The sequence below is a fragment of the Streptomyces sp. P13-3-3 genome, from assembly GCF_050571355.1.
GTDB classification, from domain to species: domain Bacteria; phylum Actinomycetota; class Actinomycetes; order Streptomycetales; family Streptomycetaceae; genus Streptomyces; species Streptomyces althioticus.
This window is the reverse complement of sequence record NZ_CP192228.1, coordinates 480,919-497,488: the sequence shown is the minus strand read 5'-3', so window position 1 is coordinate 497,488 and position 16,570 is coordinate 480,919. Positions and strand designations below refer to the sequence as shown.

At 71.2% G+C, this 16,570-nt stretch carries 16 protein-coding genes; 9 read left to right on the top strand and 7 right to left on the bottom strand.

What is annotated here, in order from left to right; genetic code table 11:
• The first annotated feature begins 48 nt into the window (after nucleotides 1-48).
• Nucleotides 49-1,167 (top strand): phosphoserine transaminase, encoded by a 1,119-nt coding sequence (serC, locus tag ACQZOG_RS02410; RefSeq protein ID WP_033276501.1) that lies wholly within the window; start codon nucleotides 49-51, stop codon nucleotides 1,165-1,167.
• 55 nt (nucleotides 1,168-1,222) lie between these two features.
• Here serC and ACQZOG_RS02405 read toward each other — a convergent pair whose 3' ends face one another.
• Both ACQZOG_RS02405 and ACQZOG_RS02400 read right to left on the bottom strand, forming a co-directional pair.
• A complete protein-coding gene (locus ACQZOG_RS02405; RefSeq protein WP_058916590.1) occupies nucleotides 1,223-2,044 on the bottom strand; it encodes an ABC transporter permease in 822 nt (273 codons plus the stop codon).
• Nucleotides 2,041-3,015 carry a daunorubicin resistance protein DrrA family ABC transporter ATP-binding protein gene (locus ACQZOG_RS02400; protein ID WP_033276499.1) on the bottom strand — a complete coding sequence of 325 codons (975 nt, stop codon included), beginning with the start codon at nucleotides 3,013-3,015 and terminating at the stop codon, nucleotides 2,041-2,043. Before ACQZOG_RS02400 ends, ACQZOG_RS02405 begins: the two co-directional genes overlap by 4 nt.
• A gap of 86 nt (nucleotides 3,016-3,101) precedes the next feature.
• On the opposite strand from ACQZOG_RS02400, the gene ACQZOG_RS02395 reads away from it, so the two are divergent.
• Entirely contained in the window at nucleotides 3,102-3,878 is a 777-nt protein-coding gene (locus ACQZOG_RS02395) for a TetR/AcrR family transcriptional regulator (protein WP_033276498.1), read from the top strand.
• 10 nt (nucleotides 3,879-3,888) lie between these two features.
• On the opposite strand, the gene ACQZOG_RS02390 is transcribed toward ACQZOG_RS02395, so the two are convergent.
• Nucleotides 3,889-4,878: a hypothetical protein gene (locus ACQZOG_RS02390; RefSeq protein WP_033276497.1), complete on the bottom strand. Its 990-nt coding sequence runs from the start codon at nucleotides 4,876-4,878 to the stop codon at nucleotides 3,889-3,891.
• 88 nt (nucleotides 4,879-4,966) lie between these two features.
• Here ACQZOG_RS02390 and ACQZOG_RS02385 point away from each other — a divergent pair, with 88 nt between their 5' ends.
• Nucleotides 4,967-5,644, top strand: coding sequence for a GDSL-type esterase/lipase family protein (locus ACQZOG_RS02385; RefSeq protein WP_033276496.1), 678 nt, complete (start codon nucleotides 4,967-4,969; stop codon nucleotides 5,642-5,644).
• Nucleotides 5,645-5,715: 71 nt separating this feature from the next.
• Nucleotides 5,716-6,708: an aldo/keto reductase gene (locus ACQZOG_RS02380; RefSeq protein ID WP_033276495.1), complete on the top strand. Its 993-nt coding sequence runs from the start codon at nucleotides 5,716-5,718 to the stop codon at nucleotides 6,706-6,708.
• A 133-nt stretch (nucleotides 6,709-6,841) separates the two neighbouring features.
• Here the strand turns inward: ACQZOG_RS02380 and thpR are convergent, their stop codons facing one another.
• Nucleotides 6,842-7,414 (bottom strand): RNA 2',3'-cyclic phosphodiesterase, encoded by a 573-nt coding sequence (gene thpR, locus ACQZOG_RS02375; protein WP_230228412.1) that lies wholly within the window; start codon nucleotides 7,412-7,414, stop codon nucleotides 6,842-6,844.
• A gap of 30 nt (nucleotides 7,415-7,444) precedes the next feature.
• Here thpR and ACQZOG_RS02370 point away from each other — a divergent pair, with 30 nt between their 5' ends.
• On the top strand, nucleotides 7,445-7,651 hold the full coding sequence (locus tag ACQZOG_RS02370; RefSeq protein ID WP_033276493.1) for a hypothetical protein: 207 nt from the start codon (nucleotides 7,445-7,447) through the stop codon (nucleotides 7,649-7,651).
• A gap of 26 nt (nucleotides 7,652-7,677) precedes the next feature.
• On the opposite strand, the gene ACQZOG_RS02365 is transcribed toward ACQZOG_RS02370, so the two are convergent.
• A complete protein-coding gene (locus tag ACQZOG_RS02365; protein WP_033276492.1) occupies nucleotides 7,678-9,042 on the bottom strand; it encodes an MFS transporter in 1,365 nt (454 codons plus the stop codon).
• A 32-nt stretch (nucleotides 9,043-9,074) separates the two neighbouring features.
• The gene (locus tag ACQZOG_RS02360) at nucleotides 9,075-9,512 is read right to left on the bottom strand and encodes a MarR family winged helix-turn-helix transcriptional regulator (protein ID WP_019524522.1); all 438 of its coding nucleotides are present in this window, start codon (nucleotides 9,510-9,512) and stop codon (nucleotides 9,075-9,077) included.
• A 213-nt stretch (nucleotides 9,513-9,725) separates the two neighbouring features.
• On the opposite strand from ACQZOG_RS02360, the gene ACQZOG_RS02355 reads away from it, so the two are divergent.
• Entirely contained in the window at nucleotides 9,726-9,908 is a 183-nt protein-coding gene (locus ACQZOG_RS02355) for a hypothetical protein (protein WP_033276586.1), read from the top strand.
• A gap of 22 nt (nucleotides 9,909-9,930) precedes the next feature.
• Here ACQZOG_RS02355 and ACQZOG_RS02350 read toward each other — a convergent pair whose 3' ends face one another.
• Nucleotides 9,931-11,382 (bottom strand): NCS2 family permease, encoded by a 1,452-nt coding sequence (locus ACQZOG_RS02350; protein ID WP_033276491.1) that lies wholly within the window; start codon nucleotides 11,380-11,382, stop codon nucleotides 9,931-9,933.
• Between the two features lie 221 nt (nucleotides 11,383-11,603).
• Here ACQZOG_RS02350 and ACQZOG_RS02345 point away from each other — a divergent pair, with 221 nt between their 5' ends.
• The 3 genes from ACQZOG_RS02345 to nhaA all read left to right on the top strand — a co-directional run bounded on the left by ACQZOG_RS02345 (nucleotide 11,604) and on the right by nhaA (nucleotide 16,532).
• Complete coding sequence (locus ACQZOG_RS02345) at nucleotides 11,604-11,897, top strand: DUF2530 domain-containing protein (RefSeq protein ID WP_193454962.1); 294 nt, start codon at nucleotides 11,604-11,606, stop codon at nucleotides 11,895-11,897.
• Between the two features lie 142 nt (nucleotides 11,898-12,039).
• Nucleotides 12,040-14,448, top strand: a complete 2,409-nt coding sequence (locus ACQZOG_RS02340; protein ID WP_037640246.1) for a cation-translocating P-type ATPase — start codon at nucleotides 12,040-12,042, stop codon at nucleotides 14,446-14,448.
• A 179-nt stretch (nucleotides 14,449-14,627) separates the two neighbouring features.
• Entirely contained in the window at nucleotides 14,628-16,532 is a 1,905-nt protein-coding gene (nhaA, locus tag ACQZOG_RS02335; protein WP_033276488.1) for a Na+/H+ antiporter NhaA, read from the top strand.
• The last annotated feature ends 38 nt before the right edge of the window (nucleotides 16,533-16,570 follow it).

Here is a 16,570-nt window from a genome sequence, read left to right as displayed (position 1 = left end):
GACGGACGATGTTGCGCCCGTGTTTCCCCCAGCCGCTAGGCTCCGGTCGTGGCTGAGATCCGGATTCCTGCTGACATCAAGCCCGCCGACGGTCGTTTCGGTGCGGGTCCCTCCAAGGTGCGGACGGAAGCGCTGGACGCGCTGGCCGCGACCGGCACGTCCCTGCTGGGCACCTCCCACCGCCAGGCCCCGGTGAAGAACCTGGTCGGCCAGGTGCGCGAGGGCGTCCGCGAGCTGTTCCAGCTCCCCGACGGCTACGAGGTGATCCTCGGCAACGGCGGGTCCACCGCGTTCTGGGACATCGCGACCCACGGCCTGATCGAGAACAAGTCGCAGCACCTCAGCTTCGGCGAGTTCAGCTCCAAGTTCGCCAAGGCCGCCAAGCTCGCCCCGTGGCTGGCCGACCCCGACGTCGTTTCCGCCGACCCGGGCACGCACCCGGAGGCGGTCGCCGAGGCGGGCGTGGACGTGTACGCCCTCACGCACAACGAGACCTCCACCGGCGTCGCCATGCCGATCAAGCGCGTCGCCGGCGCCGACGAGGGCGCCCTGGTCCTGGTGGACGCCACCTCCGGCGCGGGCGGCCTCCCGGTCGACATCGCCGAGACGGACGTCTACTACTTCGCCCCGCAGAAGTCCTTCGCCTCCGAGGGCGGCCTGTGGATCGGCGTGTTCTCCCCGGCCGCGATCGAGCGCGCCGAGCGGATCCACGCGAGCGGCCGGCACGTCCCGGAGTTCTTCTCCCTGCCGACGGCGATCGACAACTCCCGCAAGAACCAGACGTACAACACCCCGGCGCTGTCGACGCTGTTCCTGCTGAACCAGCAGCTGGAGTGGATCAACGGCCAGGGCGGCCTGGACTGGGCGGTCCGCCGCACCGCGACCTCCGCGCGCACGCTGTACGGCTGGGCGGAGGACATCAAGTACGCCAACCCGTTCGTCACGGACCCGGCGAAGCGGTCGGCCGTCATCGGCACGATCGACTTCTCCGACGAGGTGGACGCGGCCGCCGTCGCCAAGGTGCTGCGCGCCAACGGCATCGTCGACACCGAGCCGTACCGCAAGCTGGGCCGCAACCAGCTCCGCGTCGCGATGTTCCCGGCGATCGACCCGTCGGACGTCGAGGCCCTGACGAAGTGCGTCGACTACGTGATCGAGCAGCTGTAGCCCGGCTTACGCGGAAGGGGCGCCCGGTGGTTCCCACCAGGCGCCCCTTCACGTCTCACCTGCTCAGACGCCGGAACCTCCGTACCGCCAGCGGCAGGAAGACCGCCGTGAGGATCACCGGCCAGACGCCCGCCATCAGCAGCGCGTGCTGTTCGACCCACGAGTCGCCGCCGCCGACCGGGGTGCCGAAGAGTTCGCGGGTCGCCGCCGCCGTGGAGGAGATCGGGTTCCAGGCGGCCACCCAGCCGAGCCAGTCGGGCATGAGCTGGGGGGCGACGAAGATGCTGGAGATCATCGTCAGGGGGAAGGCCAGCGCGAAGAGGCCGCCCGCCGCCTCCGGGTTGGGGACGAGGAGTCCCAGCCAGACACCCAGCCAGATCAGCGCGAACCGCAGCCACAGCAGCAGTCCGAACGCGGCGAGGAATCCCCAGCCGCCGTCCGGGCGCCAGCCCATGACGAGGGCCGTCAACATCAGGATGGCCAGCTCCGCGCACGCGACGATCAGATCGGTCACCCCGCGCCCGGCCACCACCGCCGACGACGCCATCGGCATCGAGCGGAAGCGGTCGATGACGCCCTTGGTGGAGTCGTACACCACGACCGTCGCGGTGTTGATGAAGCCGAAGGCCATGGTCATCACGAACATGCCCGGCATCAGGAAGTCCTTGTAGTCCCCGCCGCCCGGCACCCGCATCGCGCTGCCGAAGACGTAGCCGTACAGCAGCACGGAGAGGATCGGAAAGCCGAGCTGCCAGGCGATGTTGACCGGTTGGCGCCGGTAGTGGGTGAGGCCCCGGCGGACGACGTTCCAGCAGTCCGCGAGCGCCCAGTACACGCGGCCGTGCCCGGCCGGTCCGGTCAGGTCGAGCGCGCTCATGCGGCCGCCTCCTTCTCCGTCGTCTCCGTGCGGTGTCCGGTCAGGCGCAGGAACACGTCGTCGAGGCTGGGCCTGCGCAGCCCGATGTCCTCGACCCGTACGCCCTCGTCCTGGAGGGTGCGCGCGACGTCCGTCAGCGCGGTCACCCGGTCGGTCACGGGCGCGTGCACCCGCAACTCGGTTTCGTCCGACTCGGGTTCGCCGTCGGAGACCCGCGCGACGACCTTCACCACGCGCGGGATGTCGGACCGTTCGGCCACGACGACCTCGACGCGGTCGCCGCCGACGCGGTTCTTCAGCCCGTCCGGGGTGTCGTCGGCGATGGACCGGCCCCGGTCGATGACGGTGATGCGGGAGGCCAGCCGGTCGGCCTCCTCCAGATACTGGGTGGTCAGCAGCACGGTCGTGCCGCCCGCCACCAACGCCCGCACCGAGTCCCACACTTCGCCCCGGCTGCGCGGGTCGAGCCCCGTCGTCGGCTCGTCCAGGAACAGCACGGCCGGCGTCAGGATCATCGACGCCGCCAGGTCCAGCCGGCGCCTCATGCCGCCGCTGTAGTCGCCGACCCCCTTGTCGGCGGCGTCGGTCAGGTCGAACTGCTCCAGCAGCTCCGCCGCGCGCGCCTTGGCGCGCCGTCCGCCGAGGTGGAACAGCCTGCCGAACATCTCCAGGTTCTGCCGCCCGGTGAGCACCTCGTCCACCGCCGCGTACTGCCCGGTGAGCCCGATCCGCGCCCGCACCTCGCGGGCCTGCCGCTCCACGTCCAGCCCGGCCACGGTCGCCCGCCCGCCGTCGAGCCGGATCAGCGTCGACAGGATCCGCACGGCGGTGGTCTTGCCCGCGCCGTTCGGTCCCAGCAGTCCGTGCACCGTGCCCGCCCGCACGGCGAGGTCGAAGCCGTCCAGGGCGCGCTTCTCGCCGTAGCGCTTCTCCAGCCCCTCGGCCCGCACCGCGTACCCGTCGTCCTTCATGGGTCCCCCTTCCAGAAACCGGGTACACCGTACCCGATTGCGCGTACGACGTACCCAGTTTTTTGGCGCGGATCTAGACTGCCCGCATGAGCAGCGGCGGAAGCGGTACGGAGACCAGTGGCAGCGGCGACATCGCGCGCACCCTCGACCTGCTCTGGGGCACCGGGCAGCGGCCCAGCCGGGGTCCGAAGCCGGGGCTGACCCTGGAGCGGATCGTGGAGGCGGCGATCGAGGTCGCCGACCGGGACGGCCTCGGCGCGCTGTCGATGCGCCGGATCGCCACGGAGCTGGGCACCGGCACGATGTCCCTGTACCGCTACGTGCCCGGCAAGGCCGAGCTGCTCGACCTGATGCTGGACCGGGTGCAGCGCCCGTCGGAGAACCCCGCGGACCTCGGCGACGGCGGCTGGCGGTCGGCCCTGGAGGCGCTGGGCCGGGCCACCCTCGCCCTCTACCGGCGCCACCCCTGGCTGCTGGAGGTCAACCAGTCCCGCCCGATCCTCGGCCCGAGCGCGCTGGACGGCATGGAGAAGGTGCTCTCCCGGATCAAGCCGATGGGCCTGTCCGACCCCGAGCTGCTGTCGGCGATCATCATGATCGACGGATACGTGGTCGGGGCGGCCCGGACGCAGCTGTACCAGGAGCAGGCCGAACACAGCTCCGGGCTGACGGACGCGGAGTTCTGGGAGGCCCAGCGGCCCGCCCTGGAGAAGGCGATGAACAGCGGCCGCTATCCCGTCATGGCGGCGCTCTCGGACGACACCTTCAGCTCCGGCTTCGACCACTTCGAGTTCGGCCTCCAGCGCATCCTGGACGGCCTGGAGGAGTTCGTCACCCGGAGGGCGGCCGAACAGGGGCGCTGACGGCGCCGGTTCAGCCCTTGCGCCGGCGCCTGCTCAGCCCGAACAGGGCCGCGACCAGCACGGCGACCACCACCGCTCCCCCGACCTTCACGGAGTCGCCCTTCCCGTCCTTCGAGGCGCTGTCGCCGCCGTCCGCGCGGGAGCCGGGGCCGCCGCTCGAGCCGCTCTCGTCCGCGCCGGGAGCCGGACGGCTCACCACCCCGCTCTGCTCCCCCTCGCTGCCGAACAGCAGCCGGGAGCCGTCCGCCGAGTAGGTCACCGACTCGCCCTGTCCCTGGAGCGGCACGCTCAGCCGCCCCTTACGCTCCAGCTTCCCGCCGTTCCAGGCGTAGTGGATACCGCCGAAGTAGCCGCGCACCGCGAGGTCCTGACCGTCGGGGGAGAGCGCGGCGTCGGTGGTCCAGAGCTCGACGGGGGCGATCGGCCGGAAGACGTTGTCACCCTTCGGCGAAAGCTTCGCCGGGCCCTCGTAGAGGTGCCCGCCGTCCTCGTGCTTGTCGATGAGGTACACCCGCCCCGTCCTCGGGTGGACGACCATCGCCTCGGCGTCGCGCGGGCCGTCGGCGTACTTCACGACGTACTGGGTGGCCTGCACGGTCGCATCCTCGAGCCGCTTCGGCTCGGGGAGTTCGTAGATCCACACGTACGGCCAGGTGCCGCCGAGGTTGTCGCCGGTGTCGGCGACGAAGAGGCGGTTGCCGGGGCCGAGGGAGATCGCCTCGACGTCCCGGGGCGTGCCGATGCCGGTGAGGGTGAGGCGGGCGACCGTGTCGCCGGTGCTGCCGTCGACGGCGTAGAGGTAGGGGCCGTCGTCGCTGTCGTTGTGGGTCCAGTAGACGCCGGGGTGCTGCCGGGAGGCGGCGAGCCCGCTGGACTCGGTGATGCGCGGGTCGTTGATGGTGAACCCCTCGTTCCCGTCGTCGTTGTCGGCGGCGGAGGCGGGCACGGCGAGCGCGGCCGTCAGCAGGGTCGCGGCGAGCAGGGCGAAGGGTCTGCGCATGGGCCAAGCCTGCCATCAGCGCGGGCCGCCCGGTGCGGGTGTCGGGGCTCACATCGCGGCGGACGCGCTGATCCACCATGATGATCGGGTGCTCAGGTTCATGCCCGTAGGTGACTCGATGACGATCGGGAGCGCGGGTGAACACACCTGGCGCTACCGCCTGTGGCAGCACCTGTGCGCCGCGTACGGCGGCCCCTTCACGCTGGTCGGCCCGCGCGAGACGCTGCACGACCCGTCCACGGACGAGCCCACCTCGTACGCGTACGCCGACCCGGACTTCCCGCGGGCGCACCTGGCCGGCTGGGGCGAGGGCTGGTGCCACATGGCCCCGCTGATCGGCGACGCGGTGCGCTCCTGCCGCGCGGACGTGCTGCTGGTGTCTTTGGGCCTGATCGACCTCGGCTTCTACACCAACGCCGAGCAGACCGCGGACAACGTGCGGGCGTTCGTCGCCGAGGCGCGGGCGGCCCGCCCGAAGGTGCGGATGGCGGTGATGCCGGTGGTCCGCAACATCCGGGTGGACGCGGACGAGACCTTCGCGGGACAGGTCGACCGCTTCAACACGCTGCTGGCCGAGACGGTCGCCGAGCTGGACACCGCGGCCTCCCCGCTGCTGCTCGTCCCGCCGCCCGCGACGTACGACTTCCACGTCGACACCTACGACGGCACGCACCCCAACGAGAGCGGCGAGCACAAGATCGCGGGGGCGTTCGCCGAGGCGATGTGGCAGGAGTGGTCGCTGGGCGGCCCGTACAAGCCGTCCTGACCCTCCCGGGCGGACGCCCTGACGCTGGACGGCTTGCATGGAGCGCACTCCAACACGTTGGCTGGACGTCCATGAGGTACACGCAGCTCGGACGCACAGGACTCAAGGTCAGCCGGCTCGTCCTCGGGACGATGAACTTCGGTCCGCAGACCGACGAGGCCGACAGCCACGCCATCATGGACGCGGCGCTCGACGCCGGCATCAACTTCTTCGACACCGCCAACGTCTACGGCTGGGGTGAGAACAAGGGCCGTACCGAGGAGATCATCGGCAGCTGGTTCGCCCAGGGCGGCGGCCGCCGCGACAAGGTCGTCCTCGCCACGAAGGTGTACGGCAACATGGGCCCGGACGGCGAGGCGTGGCCCAACCACGACAAGCTGTCCGCGGTGAACATCCGGCGCGCGGTCGACGCCTCGCTGAAGCGCCTGGGGACCGACCACATCGACGTCTACCAGTTCCACCACATCGACCGGGCCACCCCGTTCGACGAGATCTGGCAGGCGGTCGACGTCCTGATCCAGCAGGGCAAGATCCTCTACGTCGGCTCGTCGAACTTCCCCGGCTACAAGATCGCCCAGGCCAACGAGACCGCCGCCCGGCGCGGCGGGACCATCGGGCTGGTCAGCGAGCAGTGCCTGTACAACCTCGCCGAGCGGCGCGCCGAGATGGAGGTCATCCCGGCCGCGCGGGACTACGGGCTCGGGGTCATCCCCTGGTCGCCGCTGCACGGCGGTCTCCTGGGCGGGGTCATCAAGAAGGAGGCCGAGGGCGGCCGCCGCGCCTCCGGACGGGCCGCGGACACCCTGGCCGACCCGGTGGCGCGCAAGCAGATCCAGGCGTACGAGGACCTGCTGGAGAAGCACGGCGTGGAGCCGGGCGAGGCGGCGCTGGCCTGGCTGCTCACCCGTCCCGGCGTGACCGGCCCGATCGTCGGCCCGCGCACGCGCGAGCAGCTCGACTCGGCGCTGCGCGCGCTGGAGCTGGAGCTGGGCGAGGAGCTGCTGTCCTCGCTGGACGAAATCTTCCCGGGCCCCGGCCCGTCCCCGGAGGCCTTCGCCTGGTGACGACGGACGCGGCGTGACGGCCCGGCGGCGGCGCTACATCGGGAGCGCCGCCGCCAAGGCCACCACGACGAACATCAGCACGAGAGCACCGGCCATGATCCGGTTTCGAGTCTTGGGGTCCACGCCGTCGAGCCTAACCGGCCGCGCCGAGTGCCCGGCGGGCGACCGCCTCGTAACGGGGCTGCTCGCCCGGGACGCCCGACCGGGGCAGGTGGCTGCGGACCAGCACCAGCTCCTCCACGGTCCAGGTGCGGCTGCGGAAGTCCTCCAGCGCCGCGAGGTACGGCCGTACGTCCACGGCGTCCCGGCTGCGCGCCACGGTCAGGTGGGCCGTGTAGCGCCGGTGCTCGTCCATCCCGACGCCTGCCTTGCGGCCGGCCGCCTCGGCGCGCTCGGCCAGCAGCCGCATGGTGTGCACGTCGCCCGCCGCCCCGGTCCACAGGGCGCGCCCGCGGCCGAACCGTCCGCCGCCGGACAGCGCCAGCGGGAACGGCTCGGTCCGCGCCGCGGCCCGTCCCAGCCGCGCGGTCAGCTCGGGCACGGTGTCCTCCTCCACCTCGCCGTAGAACGCGAGCGTGAAGTGCCACCCGGCCCGCTCGGTCCACCGCATCGCGCCGGCCCCGTCCAGCGTCCGCAGCGCGCCCACTTCGACGTCCAGCGCCCGGACCACGTCCTCGGGCGGCAGCACGGCGGCGAAGAGTCTCATGCCTCCAGTGTCCCGCGTGCCCTGGTCACCGTGCGTATCGTTGGACTGCGCGGCTGTACGCATCGAGCGTCGGCGTACCTGATCGTCGACCCGTACACCGCCGAGTGGCAGCTGCACACGCTCTCCAAGGACGGCGTCTACCACGCGGTCGTCGGCTTCCCCTTCGGGGAGGAGATCGATCTGACCGGGACGCCCGTCGGGCTGGTGCTCAGGACCGACGAGTTCCCCGGGGACTGACGGGCCGGGCGGCCCCGCCCGGCGGCTCACGCCGCCGGGGCCAGGGCCTTCACGCGGTCGCGCGGGACGAAGCGGACGCTGGGGTGGCCGCGGTGCCAGCCGACCGCCAGGCGCAGGCCGCCCGCGCGGGCCAGGATCAGCCCGATCACGGCCGCCGCGGTCATCGCGATCGCGCCGCCGGCCGCGAAGCCGACGCGGGCGCCGTAGGTGTCGGTGACCCAGCCGACGATGGGCGCGCCGACGGGGGCGCCGCCGAGGAACACCATCATGTACAGGGCCATCACGCGGCCCCGCACCGACGGGTCGGTGGACATCTGCAGGCTGGTGTTGGTGGTGACGTTGACCGTCATCGACACCAGGCCCAGCGGCACCATGATCAGCGCGAACATCCACAGCTCGGGCGACGCGGCGGCGAGGATCTCCAGCGCGCCGAAGGCCAGCGCGGCCACGATCAGCAGCCGCAGCCGGGCCGTGCCGCGCCGGGCGGCGAGCAGGGCGCCGGAGACGGAGCCGACCGCCATCAGCGTGTTGAACATGCTGTAGACGCCCGCGTCCCCGTGGAACACGTCGTCGGCGAAGGCCGACAGGTACACCGGGAAGTTGAAGGCGAACGTGCCCATGAAGCCGACCAGCACGATCGGCCAGAGCAGGTCGGGCCGTCCCGCCACGTAGCGCAGGCCCTCACGGAGCTGTCCCTTGCCGCGCGGGGCGCGCTCCACGGGGTGCAGCTCACGGGTGCGCATCAGCATCAGGCCGGTCAGCGGCGCGACGAAGGACAGGCCGTTCAGCAGGAACGCCCATCCGGTGCCGACACCGGTGATCAGCAGGCCCGCGACGGCGGGACCGACCAGCCGGGCGGACTGGAAGTTCGCGGAGTTCAGGCTGACCGCGTTCTGCAGCTGCCCGGGGCCGACCAGCTCGGACACGAACGACTGGCGGGCGGGGTTGTCGACGACGGTCGCGAAGCCGAGGGCGAGGGCGGCGACGTAGATGTGCCACACCTCGACGAGGCCGGTCAGGGTGAGGACGGCCAGCGCGATCGACGTGAACGCCATCGCGGACTGGGTGACCATCAGGGTGGGCCGCTTGCGCAGCCGGTCGACGAGGACACCGCCGTACAGGCCGAACAGCAGCATCGGCAGGAACTGCAGCGCCGTGGTGATGCCGACGGCGGCCGAGGAGCCGGTGAGGCTGAGCACCAGCCAGTCCTGGGCGATGCGCTGCATCCAGGTGCCGATGTTGGAGACGACCTGGCCGAGGAAGAACAGGCGGTAGTTCCTGATCCTCAGCGAGGAGAACATGGAGTTCTTGCGGGCGGGGGCGTCGAGGGCGGACTTGGTGTCGTAGGGGTCAGGTGCGGGGGCGGAAGCTGCTCCGGATCCCGTACTCAAAAGGTTCGCCTCCTGTGGCTGCCGGGGGTGGTTCAGATGTGCGCCAGCTTCTCCAGCACGGGGGCGGCGGCGCGCAGGGTCGCCCACTCGTCCTCGTCGAGCTCCTCGACCAGCGTGGCGAGGAACGCGTTGCGCTTGCGCCGGCTCTCCTCGAGCATCGCCTCGGCCCGCTCGGTCTGGGTGACGACCTTCTGACGCCGGTCGTCGGGGTGCGGCTCCAGCCTGACGAGGCCCTTGGCCTCCAGCAGCGCCACGATGCGGGTCATCGACGGCGGCTGGACGTGTTCCTTGCGGGCGAGCTCGCCCGGGGTGGCGCTGCCGCAGCGGGCCAGGGTGCCGAGCACCGACATCTCGGTGGGGCTGAGCGATTCGTCGACCCGCTGGTGCTTGAGGCGGCGGGACAGCCGCATCACGGCGGAGCGGAGGGCGTTCACGGCGGCGGCGTCGTCGCCATGGCTGAGGTCCGGCATGATGCTTAGCGTAACTCATTACCTTCGCTAAGGACCACCCGGTAGGGCGCGCCCCGCCCGTGAGTCGCGCCACTCCCGCCCCAGGGGCCGCCCCCGACGGGGCACCGACCGGTGAACGACATCAAGACAGCCCCCGGCCGAGATCACCCATATGAGTGATCGATGCACGAAATGCCACGCGCCGCACCGTGAGGTGCGGCGACTCTCGTGTCCATGGGGACCGACGTGCTCAGCCTGCGGATAGACCACGAACTGCTCGAACGGCTCCGCGACCATGCCGCCAAACGCGGCATGAGCGTCCAGGACTATGTCGTCCGGACGCTCATGCGCGATGACTTCGACCAGCGGTTCCGCACCGCCGTCGAGGAGACGGAGAAGTTCTACGGGGTCACCTGATCCCGCGCTCCTCCGGCGGGGATCAGGTCAGACCCAGCGCCGGCATCAGGTAGTAGAAGGCGAAGACCGCCGCCACCACGTACAGCGCCGCCGGGACCTCCTTGCCGCGGCCCGCCGCGAGGCGCAGCGCCACGAAGGTGAGGAAGCCCATCCCGATGCCGTTGGTGATCGAGTAGGTGAACGGCATCATCACCATCGTGACGAAGGCCGGGATCGCGATGGTGTGGTCCGCCCAGTCGATCTCCCGGATCCCGTTGGCCAGGATCAGGAAGCCCACCGCGAGCAGCGCCGGGGTGGCCGCCTGGGACGGGACCATGGTGGCGACCGGCGTGAGGAACAGCGCCACGGCGAACAGACCGCCGGTGACGACGTTGGCGAAGCCGGTGCGCGCGCCCTCGCCGACGCCGGCGGTGGACTCCACGAACGCGGTGGTGGCGGAGGCGGAGCTGGCGCCGCCCGCCGCGACCGCGACGCCGTCGATGAACAGCACCTTGTTGATGCCGGGCATCTGGCCCTCGCCGTCGGTGAGCTTGGCCTCGTCGGAGACGCCCATGATCGTGCCCATCGCGTCGAAGAAGCACGACAGCAGCACGGTGAAGACGAACAGCACGCCGGTCAGCACGCCGACCTTGGAGAATCCGCCGAACAGGCTGACCTGGCCGATCAGGCCGAAGTCGGGGGTCGCGACCGGGTTGCCGGGCCACTCGGGCGAGGTCAGGCCCCAGGAGGGCACGTCGGCGACGGCGTTGATCGCGACGGCGACGACGGTCATCACGACGATCGAGATGAGGATCGCGCCGGGCACCTTGCGCACGATCAGCGCCAGGGTGAGCAGCGCGCCGAGCACGAAGACCAGCACCGGCCAGCCGTTGAGGTGGCCGTCGGCGCCGAGCTGGAGCGGCACGGTGGTCTGCGCGGCGTCCGGGATGCGGGAGACGAAGCCCGAGTCGACGAGCCCGATCAGCATGATGAACAGGCCGATACCGATGGCGATGGCCTTGCGCAGCCCGTAGGGCACGGCGTTCATCACGCGCTCGCGCAGGCCGGTGGCGACCAGGAGCATCACCACGAAACCGGCCAGCACCACCATGCCCATGGCGTCCGGCCAGGACATGCGGGGCGCGAGCTGGAGCGCGACCACCGAGTTCACGCCGAGGCCGGCGGCCAGGGCGATCGGGACGTTGCCGATGACGCCCATGAGCAGCGTGGTGAACGCGGCGGTCAGAGCGGTCGCGGTGACCAGCTGGCCGTTGTCCAGCTGGTTGCCGTACACGTCCTTCGCGCTGCCCAGGATGATCGGGTTCAGCACGATGATGTAGGCCATCGCGAAGAAGGTGGCGAAACCGCCCCGGATCTCACGCGGGAGCGTGCTGCCCCGCTCGGAGATCCGGAAGTAGCGGTCGAGGGCGCCGTTCGCGGCACCGGACCCCGGCTGCTCGGGGGTGGGGGCCTTGGCGGGGGCCGACGTGGACATGTGCAGGGACCTCATCACCGGCGGGCTCCCCCCGGAGCCGAGCCTTTGGTGTTTTCTACGAATAAAAGCGGTCAGAGGCAAACGGATTCAGTATGAACATATAACGCCGTCGACACCATCTCCGCGCGTAGACCGCCGGTGGCCGGTGTGATTCCCGCTCCACCGCCGGGACCGTCCGGTGCGGGGCGCCACGCCGTCGGCGCTCCTCGTAAGCTGTCCGCATGGCGAAGTGGACCCCCAAGCACGAGGCGCCGGAGCCCCTGGAGGGCCCCGTGGTCGCCACCATCACCGGCGGCACGATCGTCTGGTTCGTCCTCTTCCTGGTGCAGCTGCCGTTCTACGGCTGGTTCGACGAGCACGGGCACACCTGGTGGGTGTGGACCTGCCTGGCCGGCGGCGGTCTCGGACTCATCGGCATCTGGTACGTCCGCAGGCGCGACGCCGCGATCAAGCGGGCGCAGGCCGAGGAGACCGGCGCGGAGGCGGGCCGCGCCTCGGCGGCACACACCGACTGAATCACGCCAACCCAGCGCCCTGAGGCGGAAGTTGGGGGAACTACCTCCGCGGTAGGACCCCGGCGGGACGGCCGTCGTCCCCTGGTCGGATCTTCCCCGCTCCAGCGGGTGAAGCACCGGATCCGCACGTACTGTCGACTGCATGACGCATCTCGATGCGGACGACCGGACCGATGCCGTCCGGCCCGCCACGGCCACGTCGCCGGCGACCGGTCTGACCTCGGCGGAAGTGGCCGAGCGGGTGGCGCGCGGGCAGGTCAACGACATCCCCGTGCGCAGCAGCCGGTCCGTCACGGAGATCGTCCGCGCGAACGTCTTCACCCGGTTCAACGCGATCATCGGCGTGCTCTGGGTGATCATGCTGATCGTCGCCCCGTTCCAGGACAGCCTGTTCGGCTACGTCATCCTCGCCAACACCGGCATCGGGATCATCCAGGAGTGGCGGGCGAAGAAGACGCTCGACTCGCTCGCGCTGATCGGCGAGGCGCGGCCCACGGTGCGCCGGGACGGAACAGCCGTGGAGATCGGCACCTCCGAGATCGTGCTGGACGACCTCATCGAGATCGGACCGGGGGACAAGGTCGTCGTCGACGGGGTGGTCGCCGAGGCGGACGGCCTGGAGATCGACGAGTCGCTGCTCACCGGTGAGGCCGACCCGGTGGTGAAGCAGCCCGGCGACCAGGTGATGTCCGGCAGCTTCGTCGTCGCGGGCGGCGGCTCCTTCCAGGCGACCCGGGTGGGCCGCGAGGCCTACGCGGCGCAGCTCGCCGAGGAGGCGTCCCGCTTCACCCTGGTCCACTCCGAGCTGCGCAGCGGCATCTCCACGATCCTCAAGTACGTCACGTGGATGATGGTGCCGACCGCGATCGGCCTGATCATCAGCCAGCTGGTGGTCAAGGACAACGAGCTGAAGGGTTCGATCGCCCGCACGGTCGGCGGGATCGTGCCGATGGTGCCCGAAGGGCTGGTGCTGCTCACCTCGGTCGCCTTCGCGATCGGTGTGATCCGGCTGGGCCGCAAGCAGTGCCTGGTGCAGGAGCTGCCCGCGATCGAGGGCCTCGCCCGCGTGGACACGGTGTGCCTGGACAAGACCGGCACGCTCACCGAGGGCGGCATGGACGTCACCGAACTGCGGGTGCTGGGCGACGCCGGCGAGACGTACGTACGGAAGGTGCTGGGTGAGCTGGGCTCGGCGGACCCGCGGCCGAACGCCTCCCTGAAGGCGATCATCGACGCGTATCCGGACACCACCGAGTGGCGGCTCACCGACACGCTGCCCTTCTCCTCCGCCCGCAAGTACAGCGGCGCGACCCTCGACGAGGGCGACGGGCGGCTCGTCACCTGGCTGCTGGGCGCCCCGGACGTGCTCCTCCCCCACGACGACCCGGCGCTGGCCGAGACCGAGCGGATGAACCACGAGGGCCTGCGGGTGCTGCTGCTGGCCCGCGCCCGCGACGGGGTGAACGCCGGTGACCTGGCCGACCCGGCCGCCGTGGACGGCGTACGGGCGGTGGCGCTGGTGGTGCTGGAGCAGCGGCTGCGGCCCGACGCCGCCGACACCCTGCGCTACTTCGAGGAGCAGGACGTCAGCGCGAAGGTGATCTCCGGCGACAACGCGGTGTCGGTCGGGGCGGTCGCCGGCAAGCTCGGCCTGTCCGGCACGACGGTGGACGCGCGCCGGCTGCCCGAGGAGCCGGAGGCCATGGCCGACGAGCTGGAGGCCGGCACGGTCTTCGGGCGGGTCACGCCCCAGCAGAAGCGGACCATGGTGGGCGCGCTCCAGTCGAAGGGCCACACGGTCGCGATGACCGGTGACGGCGTGAACGACGTGCTGGCGCTGAAGGACGCGGACATCGGCGTGGCGATGGGCTCCGGCTCGGAGGCCACCCGGGCGGTCGCGCAGATCGTGCTGCTGAACAACAGCTTCGCCACGCTGCCGTCGGTGGTGGCCGAGGGCCGGCGGGTGATCGGCAACATCACGCGGGTCGCCACGCTGTTCCTGGTGAAGACGGTGTACTCGGTGCTGCTCGCGGTGCTGGTGGTGGCGACGCAGGTGGAGTACCCGTTCCTGCCGCGTCACCTGACCCTGCTGTCCACGCTGACCATCGGCGTCCCCGCCTTCTTCCTCGCCCTCGCCCCCAACAAGGAGCGGGCGAAACCGCACTTCGTCCGCCGGGTCATGCGGTACGCCGTCCCGGGCGGGGTGCTGGCGGCGCTGGCCACCTTCGCCACGTACCTCCTTGCGCGCAGCCACTACAGCGGAGCGGGCGCGCTGGGCGCGGAGACCAGCGTGGCGACGCTGACGCTGTTCCTGATCTCCATCTGGGTCCTGGCGATCATCGCCCGCCCGTACACCTGGTGGCGCGTCGCCCTGGTCGCCGCCATGGCCGGCGCGTTCCTCGTGGTCCTGGCGGTCCCGTGGCTGCAGGACTTCTTCGCGCTGCGCCTGGTCGGCATGACGATGCCCTGGGTGGCGGTCGGCATCGCGGCGGTCACGGCGGCGGTCCTGGAGTTCCTCTGGCGCTGGGTGGACCGCAGGTTCCCGGTCTGAGCCGGCGCGTTTTCCGCGTCCCGGCGGCCCGTCCCCTTTCATGACGTACGCCACGTGTGTGATTACTGGGGCGATTCGTGGAGATTTGCTGGAGGAGCGACTCCGGCGCTCAGGCGTTATGCCCGGTATGTGGGTGACCATGGAGTCTGCCGCGCAGGTGATCGGAGACGGAAGACCTCATGAAGCTGCTGCCCCGGAAGAAGTCCGACGAGTCGCAGACACGGTCGAGCAGGGGTGAGCTCGCGGCCCAGCTGGCCGCGCCGGTGCGCCGGTTCCTGGCCACGGAGGCGGGCAGCTCCGGGCTGATGCTGCTCGCGGTGGCGATCGCCCTGGTCTGGGCGAACTCCCCCTGGTCCGAGTCGTACTTCTCGCTGTGGCACACCGAGGCGTCCGTCTCGGTGGGCGACGCGGAGCTGGCGATGGACCTGGGGCACTGGGTCAACGACGGGCTGATGGCGCTGTTCTTCTTCGTCATCGGCCTGGAGGTCCGCTACGAGCTGTCCGTCGGCTCGCTGAACGACCGCCGCCGCATCATGATCCCGGGCCTCGCGGGCGTCGGCGGCATGCTCGTTCCGGTGCTGTTCTACCTGCTGATCGCGCCCGGCACGGAGGCAGCCAACGGCTGGGGCATCGTCATCGGCACCGACACGGCGTTCCTGCTGGGCGCGCTCGCCGTGGTCGGCCCCCGCTTCGTCACCCAGCTGCGGATCTTCCTGCTGGCCATCACCGTCATCGACGACATCGTCGCGGTCACCGTCATCGGCGTCGTCTACTCCGGGTCGATCCAGCTGCCGGAACTCATCGCCGCGCTGCTGCTGGGCGCGATCCTGTCGTCGCTGTCCCGGTTCGACGTGTGGCGGGCCGTCCCGTACGTGCTGATCGTGCTGGTGATGTGGTACCTGACGCTGAACGCCGGGCTGCACGCGTCCATCGCCGGCATGCTCGGCGGACTGCTCATCCCCGCGCGCGAGCCGTCCCGTGAGGGCGTCGAGCAGGCGACGCGGCTGTTCCGGGCCTTCCGGCAGTCGCCCCGCGCGGACGTGGGCAGGACCGCGCGCAAGGGACTCCAGAAGGCCGTCTCGGTCAACGAACGCCTCCAGATGTATCTGCACCCCTGGTCCAGCTATGTCGTCGTGCCGGTGTTCGCCCTGGCCAACGCTGGCGTGGACCTGCGCGACGGCGTCCTCACCGACGCGCTGGGCTCCGCCCTCACCTGGGCCGTGGTCGTCGGTCTGGTCGCCGGCAAGCTCATCGGCATCTGGGGCGGGGCGCGGCTCGGCACCCGCTTCGGTCTGGGCGAGCTGCCCCCCGGGGTGGGTCAGGGCCATGTGCTGGGCGGCGCGGCCCTGTCCGGCATCGGGTTCACCGTCTCCCTGCTGATCGTGGGCCTCGCCTTCGACGACGCACCGGACCTGCTCGCCCGGGCGACCGTCGGCGTGCTGCTCGCGGCGGTGATCGCCACCCTCGTGGGCTGGCTGGCGTTCCGCCTCTCCACGATGCTCGGCGGCAAGACGGACGCGGACCTGCCGCGCTATCTGGACCGGCTGGTCGACCCGGATACGGACCACATCCTCGGCCCGGTCGACGCGCCGCTGACGCTGGTGGAGTACGGCGACTTCGAGTGTCCCTTCTGCGCCCGCGCCACCGGCGTCACCAAGGAGCTGCGCAACCGCTTCGGCGACCGGTTCCGCTACGTCTTCCGGCACCTCCCGCTGCCCGACGTCCACCCGCACGCCGAGCTGGCCGCGCGGGCGGCGGTCGCCGCGGACGCCCAGGGCCGCTTCTGGGAGATGCACGACCTGCTCTACCAGCACCAGGACGAGATGGAGTTCGAGGACACCGTCGTCTACGCGATCGACCTGGGCCTCGACATGGAGAAGTTCCTGAAGGACCTCGAGTCCGACTGGGTGGCGGAACGGGTCCGCCGCGACGCGCGCAGCGCGGAGGCGAGCGGCGTCCAGGGCGCCCCGACGTTCTTCATCGGCAACCGCCGGCACACGGGGCCGTACGACGCGGAGACGCTGGCGCGGGAGCTGGAGCAGTTGGAGTACGAGGGGTCGGGGGCGACCCCCACGGACCCCTGATCCGTCCCGTCCCGGCGCTCCGCCCCGGACCCCGCTCC

Coding starts and splice junctions, on each gene's coding strand:
- ACQZOG_RS02380 (WP_033276495.1), top strand. CDS start 5,716: ATGAGGTACACGCAGCTCGGACGCACAGGACTCAAGGTCAGCCGGCTC.
- ACQZOG_RS02360 (WP_019524522.1), bottom strand. CDS start 9,512: ATGCCGGACCTCAGCCATGGCGACGACGCCGCCGCCGTGAACGCCCTC.
- ACQZOG_RS02390 (WP_033276497.1), bottom strand. CDS start 4,878: ATGCGCAGACCCTTCGCCCTGCTCGCCGCGACCCTGCTGACGGCCGCG.
- ACQZOG_RS02405 (WP_058916590.1), bottom strand. CDS start 2,044: ATGAGCGCGCTCGACCTGACCGGACCGGCCGGGCACGGCCGCGTGTAC.
- ACQZOG_RS02340 (WP_037640246.1), top strand. CDS start 12,040: ATGACGCATCTCGATGCGGACGACCGGACCGATGCCGTCCGGCCCGCC.
- nhaA (WP_033276488.1), top strand. CDS start 14,628: ATGAAGCTGCTGCCCCGGAAGAAGTCCGACGAGTCGCAGACACGGTCG.
- ACQZOG_RS02355 (WP_033276586.1), top strand. CDS start 9,726: ATGGGGACCGACGTGCTCAGCCTGCGGATAGACCACGAACTGCTCGAA.
- ACQZOG_RS02400 (WP_033276499.1), bottom strand. CDS start 3,015: ATGAAGGACGACGGGTACGCGGTGCGGGCCGAGGGGCTGGAGAAGCGC.
- ACQZOG_RS02395 (WP_033276498.1), top strand. CDS start 3,102: ATGAGCAGCGGCGGAAGCGGTACGGAGACCAGTGGCAGCGGCGACATC.
- thpR (WP_230228412.1), bottom strand. CDS start 7,414: ATGAGACTCTTCGCCGCCGTGCTGCCGCCCGAGGACGTGGTCCGGGCG.
- ACQZOG_RS02345 (WP_193454962.1), top strand. CDS start 11,604: ATGGCGAAGTGGACCCCCAAGCACGAGGCGCCGGAGCCCCTGGAGGGC.
- ACQZOG_RS02350 (WP_033276491.1), bottom strand. CDS start 11,382: ATGTCCACGTCGGCCCCCGCCAAGGCCCCCACCCCCGAGCAGCCGGGG.